This is a genomic window from Cryobacterium sp. 10I1 (genome assembly GCF_035019805.1).
GTDB classification, from domain to species: domain Bacteria; phylum Actinomycetota; class Actinomycetes; order Actinomycetales; family Microbacteriaceae; genus Cryobacterium; species Cryobacterium glucosi.
This window is the reverse complement of the sequence record NZ_JASJVF010000218.1, coordinates 1-5546: the sequence shown is the minus strand read 5'-3', so window position 1 is coordinate 5546 and position 5546 is coordinate 1. Positions and strand designations below refer to the sequence as shown.

Sequence of the window (5546 nt, the reverse complement as noted above, 5' to 3'; positions counted from 1 at the left end):
GGGAAGCGCGGGGCTGGGCTAGAGCAGGGCGCGCTCGGCGGCCTTGACCACGTTGCCGAGCAGCATGGCGCGGGTCATCGGTCCGACGCCGCGGGGGTTCGGGGAGAGGTAGCCTGCGACCTCTGCGACGTCGGGGTGCACGTCGCCGGTGAGGACGCCCTTGCCGGTGACGGGGTCGACCAGGCGGGTGATGCCGACGTCGAGAACTGCGGCGCCCGGCTTGATCCAGTCAGCCTGGACCAGGTGCGGCACACCGACCGCGGCCACGACGATGTCCGCGCGGCGGACCTCCTCCGGCAGGTCGACCGTGCGCGAGTGGGTGAGGGTGACGGTCGCGTCGAGGCCCTTGCGGGTGAAGAGCAGGCCGAGCGGCCTCCCGACGGTGAGCCCGCGGCCGATCACGACGACCTTGCGGCCGACGATCGGCACATCGTAGCGGCGTAGCAGCTCGACGATCCCGGCCGGCGTGCACGGCAGCGGCGAGCTGAGCTTGCCTTCGATGCCGAGGACGAGCCTGCCGAGGTTGGTCGGGTGCAGGCCGTCCGCGTCCTTGGCCGGGTCGATCAGTTCGAGCATGGCGTTCTCGTTGTGGCCGACGGGAAGCGGCAACTGGATGATGTAGCCGGTGACCTCGCGGCTGGAGTTCAGGTCCTTGATCGCGGCGCGGACATCCGCGGTCGTCGCCGATGCGGGCAGGTCGATGCGGATCGACTCGATGCCGACTTCGGCGCAGTCGCGGTGCTTGCCCGCGACGTACGAACGTGAACCCGGGTCATCGCCCACGAGCAGGGTGCCGAGCCCGGGAACGATCCCGTGCGCACGCAGCTCGGTGACACGGGCGATGAGTTCGGTCTTCACGGCGGACGCGGTCGCGACTCCGTCGAGGGTGATTGCCGTCATGCGTGATCCAATCGTTTGGTGCTTTCGAGCGCGGTTGACCCCCGCGTTCGCCGAACCAATTCGACGGAGTTTCTGGTCGAAAACCCCGAAAACGGGCTTCCCACGTGCGTGTTTCCCAAAAACTCCGTCGAATTCGTCAGGGGGTGGTGGTGCAGGATGCGGCGTGCGCTACTGGTGCAGGCCGGGGTACAGCGGGAAGGCCTCGGTGAGCGTCTTGACCCGGGCGCGGAGCGCCTGCACGTCGGCGCCGGGCTTGAGGGCCTCAGCGATGACGTCGGACACGACGGTGAACTCGGCGTCGCCGAAGCCGCGGGTCGCGAGGGCGGGCGTGCCGATCCGCAGGCCGCTCGTGACCATCGGCGGGCGCGGGTCGAACGGCACCGAGTTGCGGTTGACCGTGATGCCGACCTCGTGGAGGGCGTCCTCGGCCTGCTGTCCGTTGATCTCGGAGTGGCGCAGGTCGGCGAGCACGAGATGCACGTCGGTGCCGCCGGTGAGCACGTCGACGCCGGCGGCGCGCGAGTCGTCTGCCGTCAGGCGGGCGGCGAGGATGCTGGCCCCGCGCAGGGTGCGCTCCTGGCGTTCCTTGAATTCCGGCTCGGCCGCGAGCTTGAACGCGGTCGCCTTGGCGGCGATGACGTGCATGAGCGGACCGCCCTGCTGCCCGGGGAACACGTTCGAGTTGAGCTTCTTCGCGAGCGCGGTGTCCCGGGACAGGATGAAGCCGGACCGGGGGCCGGCGAGGGTCTTGTGCACGGTCGAGGACACGACGTCGGCGTGCGGCACCGGTGACGGGTGCAGGCCGGCGGCGACGAGCCCGGCGAAGTGCGCCATGTCGACCCAGAGCAGGGCGCCGACCTCGTCCGCGATCGCGCGGAACGCGGCGAAGTCGAGGTGGCGCGGGTATGCCGACCAGCCGGCGATGATGACCTTCGGCTTGTGCTCGAGGGCCTTGTCGCGGACGACGTCCATGTCGACGAGGAAGGTGTCCGGGTCGACGCCGTACGCGACCGGGTTGTAGAGCTTGCCGGAGAAGTTGAGCTTCATGCCGTGGGTGAGGTGGCCGCCGTGGGCGAGCTCGAGACCGAGGATGGTGTCGCCGGGCGTTGCGATCGCGGAGAGCACAGCGGCGTTCGCGGTGGCACCGGAGTGCGGCTGCACGTTCGCGTACGCTGCGCCGAAGAGGGACTTGGCCCGCGCGATCGCGAGCTCCTCTGCGACGTCGACGAACTCGCATCCGCCGTAGTAGCGACGCCCCGGGTAGCCCTCGGCGTACTTGTTGGTGAGCACGGAGCCCTGCGACTGCAGGATGGCGCGCGGCACGAAGTTCTCGCTCGCGATCATCTCGAGGTAGTCGCGCTGGCGACCCAGTTCGAGTTCGAGGACGGCGGCGATCTCGGGGTCGACGACCTCAAGCGGCTCGTTGAAGGTGGAATGCAGCGTGGTACCAGGCACAGATTCGGACACGGGTCTCCTCAGACTTGAATTAATCGTCGTGGCCCAGGCGTGCGGCCACTAACCGTGTCAGTCGCTCCCCGATGGTGACCCATCTTTCGTGCTACGCCAGTTGCGACACGCAAATCCTATCAGGCGCCGCGGTCTCCGCGCCGGTTCGCGCGTCCGAGCTCGTCGACGACGAGCAGTTCCGGCCGGAACCGGTCGGTGTCGTGCGCGACCCTGGCGATGAGGTGCGCGGCCATCGGGGCGGTGAGCGCCTGGAAGGCCACGATCGCGACCGAGAGCGTGACGGTGCCGAGGGTGAAGTTGTTGACCGCGACATCCACCGTCACGGCGATGAGGCCGAAGATCTGCGGCTTGGTCGCCGCGTGCAGCCTGCTGAGCACATCCCGGAAGCGCAGCAGGCCGACGCCGGCCGCGAGGCACATCAGGGCGGCGGAGAGCACGAGCACCGCCGTGACCACATCGCCGATCACCGCGGTCACGAGTGCTCCTTCCCGCCGAGGAAGCGGCCGACGGCGAGCGAGCCGAGCACCGCGAACAGGGCGAGCACGAGCAGCACCGGCAGGGTGTCGACGTGCCGGTTGATCGCCATCTCCGCGCCGAGCGCGCAGATCACGGTCGCGACGAGCACATCGGAGGCGATCACGCGGTCGAGGACAGACGGGCCGCGAATGATGCGGTACACCGCGCACAGTCCCCCGGCGCCGAACAGCACGGCGGCTACGATCACGACGACTCCCATCAGGTTTCCTTTCCCGTGTCGTCCAGGTTCCGGCGGTCCCTGTCGTCGTCATTCCGAGCGGATGCCGCGCGCGCGTCCCCGGCCACGGCGCCCGTTGCCGCCGCAACGGCGGCCACAGCATCGCCGAGGGCGAGTCGTTCGAGGTCTTCGCGCGAGCCGAACGCGCGCACGATGCGCCGCTCGGTCGCGAGCACGCTCACCCGGAACCGGTCGATCTGGGCGTGCGTGCGCACGTTCAGCACGTGCAGGTGGAGCGTGGAGCTCACCCGGTCGGTGTCGATGACGATCGATCCGGGCACGATCGAGGTCGCAACGGCCGTCCAGGTCAGGATGAGGTCGCTCCGGGTGCGGAGCGGCACCGCGATGATCGCGCTGTCCGGACCGGCGGGCCTCCTGAGGGGCCTGAGGGCCAGCCAGGCGACCTGCACGGACGCGCGCACGATGTCGCCGAACAGCCGCAGCAGGAACGCGAGGGCGCCTGCCGGGCTGATCCGGCCGCTCAGCTGCACGGCGGGCAGGTAGAAAACGACGGAGACGAGCGCGGCGAGCAGGGCTCCGGTCACGAGGTTGAGCCAGGAGAAGCTGCCCCAGAGCAGCATCCAGAGCAGTACGAGCCCGAGCCAGAGCGGGAGCTGGTTCAGGAGGGCGGCGCGGCGCTCCGCGCGGGTCGTCACGGTGTGCCGCCAGGGAAGACCGCGTCGACATAGTCGCTCGGGGCCTCGATATCGGCGGCGGCCCGCGCCGCGAAGTCGAAGACGGGACCCGCGAAGACCGTCAGCCCGATGGTCAGCACGAGCAGCCCGGCGGTCGCGCCGACCATGAGCCGGGAGACGGTCTTGGTCACGACCGTTCCGTCGTCGTGCGGGTCGTCGGTGAGGCGGTCGAGCATGGCCGAGTCGTAGTTCTCGACCTCGCGGCGCGGGCGCCAGAAGGCCATGTTCCACGCGCGGGCGAGGGCGTAGAGGGTCAGGAGCGAGGTGGCCGCTCCCGCCCCGATCACCGCCCACGCGAGCGGGGTGCCGAGCTGGGCCCCGGCCTGGAACAGGGCGAACTTGCCGAGGAAGCCGGAGAACGGCGGGATGCCGCCGAGGTTCATCGCGCCGATGAAGAACAGCACTGCGACGACGGGAGCGGCCTTGAGCATGCCGCCCAGCCGGGCGAGGGAAGTCGTGCCGCCGACGCGCTCGATGAGCCCGGCCGAAAGGAACAGGGTGGTCTGGACGCTGATGTGGTGCACGACGTAGAAGATCGTCGCGGCGAGGGCGAGCGGGGTGCCGATCGCGATGCCGAAGATCAGGTAGCCGATGTGGCTGACCAGGGTGAAGGACAGCAGCCTCTTGATGTCGGCCTGGGCGAGTGCGCCGAGAATGCCGATCAGCATCGTGAGCGCGGCGACGATGAGGAGCGGCACCTGGAACGGGTTGCTCGGGAAGAGCAGGGTCTGGGTGCGCAGGATCGCGTAGACGCCGACCTTGGTGAGCAGGCCCGCGAAGACCGCCGTGACCGGGGCGGGTGCGGTCGGGTAGGAATCCGGGAGCCAGAACGACAGCGGGAACACGGCGGCCTTCACCGAGAAGGCGAGGAGGAGCATCAGCCCGAGGATGCCCTGCACGTCTCCGGGCAGGGCGGGGATGCGTTCGGCGAGGAGGGCGAGGGTCACGGTCCCCGTCGCGCCGTAGATCAGGGCGATCGAGCTGAGGAAGAGGATCGACGAGACCAGGCTCACGACGATGTAGGTGACGCCGGCACGGATGCGCGCACCGGTACCACCGAGGGTGAGCAGCACATAGCTGGCCGAGAGCAGCATCTCGAAGCCGACGTAGAGGTTGAACAGGTCACCGGCGATGAAGGCGTTGAACAGCCCGGCGGCGAGCACGAGGTAGGTCGGGTGGAAGATCGAGACGGGGGTTTCCCTGTCGCCGTCGATGATGCCCTGGCCGACGGCGAAGAGCAGCACGCCGAGGAGCATCACGGCCGAGACGAGCAGCATGAGAGCCGAGAGTCGGTCCACGACGAGCACGATCCCCCACGGCGCCTGCCAGCCGCCGACGTGCACGACGGCGGGTCCCTGCTGGTCGACGAGCACGAGGAGCGTGGCGCTGATCAGGGCGACCGTGGCCAGCGAGGCGACGCCGACAGCGATCTGGGTCACGGTGCGCCGGCCGAGGGCGAGCGTGATCGCGCTGCCGAGCAGCGGGACGGCGACGACGAGGGGGACGAGGATGGTCGCAAGGTTCATCGGGCGGCATCCGTGTTCCCGGGGCGGGCGGGCGCTCCGTCGTCGTGATCGTAGTCGTCCGGGTCGTCGTGATCGTCGGGGTCGTCGTGATCGCTCGCGTCGTCGTGATCGCTCGCGTCGAGGGAGGCGCGCACGGCCGCGTCATCGTCCGCGGAGGACCGGAAGTCCTGCTCCGCGGAGGACGCGGTCTCCGCAGCGTGCTCG

The 5546-nt window shown here is 69.6% G+C and carries 7 protein-coding genes and 1 riboswitch; all 7 genes read right to left on the bottom strand.

What is annotated here, in order from left to right:
* Positions 1 to 18: 18 nt before the first annotated feature.
* Complete coding sequence (locus QN345_RS14995; RefSeq protein WP_134449993.1) at positions 19 to 900, bottom strand: bifunctional methylenetetrahydrofolate dehydrogenase/methenyltetrahydrofolate cyclohydrolase; 882 nt, start codon at positions 898 to 900, stop codon at positions 19 to 21.
* Between the two features lie 168 nt (positions 901 to 1068).
* Complete coding sequence (gene glyA / locus QN345_RS14990; RefSeq protein WP_134449992.1) at positions 1069 to 2367, bottom strand: serine hydroxymethyltransferase; 1299 nt, start codon at positions 2365 to 2367, stop codon at positions 1069 to 1071.
* A gap of 24 nt (positions 2368 to 2391) precedes the next feature.
* A riboswitch (ZMP/ZTP riboswitch) is annotated at positions 2392 to 2481 on the bottom strand.
* A 5-nt stretch (positions 2482 to 2486) separates the two neighbouring features.
* On the bottom strand, positions 2487 to 2843 hold the full coding sequence (mnhG, locus tag QN345_RS14985; RefSeq protein WP_322137211.1) for a monovalent cation/H(+) antiporter subunit G: 357 nt from the start codon (positions 2841 to 2843) through the stop codon (positions 2487 to 2489).
* Positions 2840 to 3103: a monovalent cation/H+ antiporter complex subunit F gene (locus QN345_RS14980; RefSeq protein ID WP_174774608.1), complete on the bottom strand. Its 264-nt coding sequence runs from the start codon at positions 3101 to 3103 to the stop codon at positions 2840 to 2842. Before QN345_RS14980 ends, mnhG begins: the two co-directional genes overlap by 4 nt.
* Positions 3103 to 3777: a Na+/H+ antiporter subunit E gene (locus QN345_RS14975; protein ID WP_322188387.1), complete on the bottom strand. Its 675-nt coding sequence runs from the start codon at positions 3775 to 3777 to the stop codon at positions 3103 to 3105. The genes QN345_RS14980 and QN345_RS14975 overlap by 1 nt, the downstream gene beginning before the upstream one ends.
* On the bottom strand, positions 3774 to 5342 hold the full coding sequence (locus QN345_RS14970; protein ID WP_322137209.1) for a Na+/H+ antiporter subunit D: 1569 nt from the start codon (positions 5340 to 5342) through the stop codon (positions 3774 to 3776). The genes QN345_RS14975 and QN345_RS14970 overlap by 4 nt, the downstream gene beginning before the upstream one ends.
* A partial coding sequence (locus QN345_RS14965; RefSeq protein ID WP_323508812.1) for a hypothetical protein occupies positions 5339 to 5546 on the bottom strand: 208 nt, incomplete at its 5' end. The genes QN345_RS14970 and QN345_RS14965, both read right to left, overlap by 4 nt.